Genomic DNA, 1,095 nt, shown 5'->3' with positions numbered 1-1,095 from the left:
AAAAAAGAGCAATAGAAGATATTCGATTGCAAATCCAAAAAGAACTACATTTACACAGGGATTCTTCCTGGTTATATGTATTACTGCATTTGAACAATGCATGGCGACATTATGATGTAACCTCTTTTCCCAGAATAAACTTACAACATACACAACTTGGAAATATGGAAGTAATGGAGGCATTAGAGTGGCTAGAAAGGAATAGTTTAAGTGACGACGATGTTATAAATATTGTTAATCAAGTAAAAGCTATGTCGTTCGTACATTCAAAAACAAAGAAAAAACGTCATTTCTTTTGTTCATATGAACTTATGGCTGCCTTTGCGCATTCTACTGTATTATGTGAACTTCGCTGTCAAATCTTTCAACCTTTATCAGAAGTTCTAATTAATTTTAATAATAGCAAAAGAGTTTTTACTGCAAGACAAAAAAATGGTTTCTTCGAAAGTCATAACGATAATTTTATCTTTAAATCTAAACAAATGAATCGCACATTGATTAGCTACGTTTATAGTGTGATTAAAAAGACGACCAAACGCAATCCTTTAGAAATCACCAAATTCATACGGGGTCACAGTAACGAAGAAACAACGAACATTTATATTGATATACCTCAAGAACAAATGGATTTCATAACAAAACAATTATTTGATCTCGGTCACTTTGGCTATGCATATGATGCTTTAAGTGAATTGATATTACAAGAATCTATTGATAACAGAGAAGAGCGAACTCAAACTTCTCTAGCACTAAAAGAAGTATTTGGTGATGTACATCATATTGAACAAGTAGCTCGCTATTTAAATAGATTAAGTGAAGAACAACAAATTGTTTACAAAGTTATCAAAGGACTTTCAATTGAAGAAAGAAAAGATATATACGAGTCCATAAGGCTAGGACAACAACCCTCGAAAAAGGAATATTTCCAATGTATTTATCCAATCTGTAAATTTCCAAATCGAGATTGCGAAAAATGCCAGTTTGCGGTTCCAAATTTTTATGCATTGTCACAATTAGAAGAAGAATTCCAATTAAATTTCAGCAATTTTAAAGAACTATTTAATACAACAACTAAACAAGGTGAAAAAATCCGTC

At 31.5% G+C, this 1,095-nt stretch carries 1 protein-coding gene; it reads left to right on the top strand.

Features of this window, described 5'->3' with window-relative positions; all coding sequences use genetic code 11:
* On the top strand, positions 1 to 1,095 hold a 1,095-nt coding region (locus RCF13_RS23340), incomplete at both ends, for a hypothetical protein (protein ID WP_308141568.1).

Source organism: Stenotrophomonas maltophilia group sp. RNC7, from assembly GCF_030910085.1.
In the GTDB taxonomy this organism is placed as follows: Bacteria; Pseudomonadota; Gammaproteobacteria; order Xanthomonadales; family Xanthomonadaceae; genus Stenotrophomonas; species Stenotrophomonas sepilia.
Note: the sequence above shows the minus strand (reverse complement) of the source record. Positions and strands in the feature narration are given on the sequence as shown.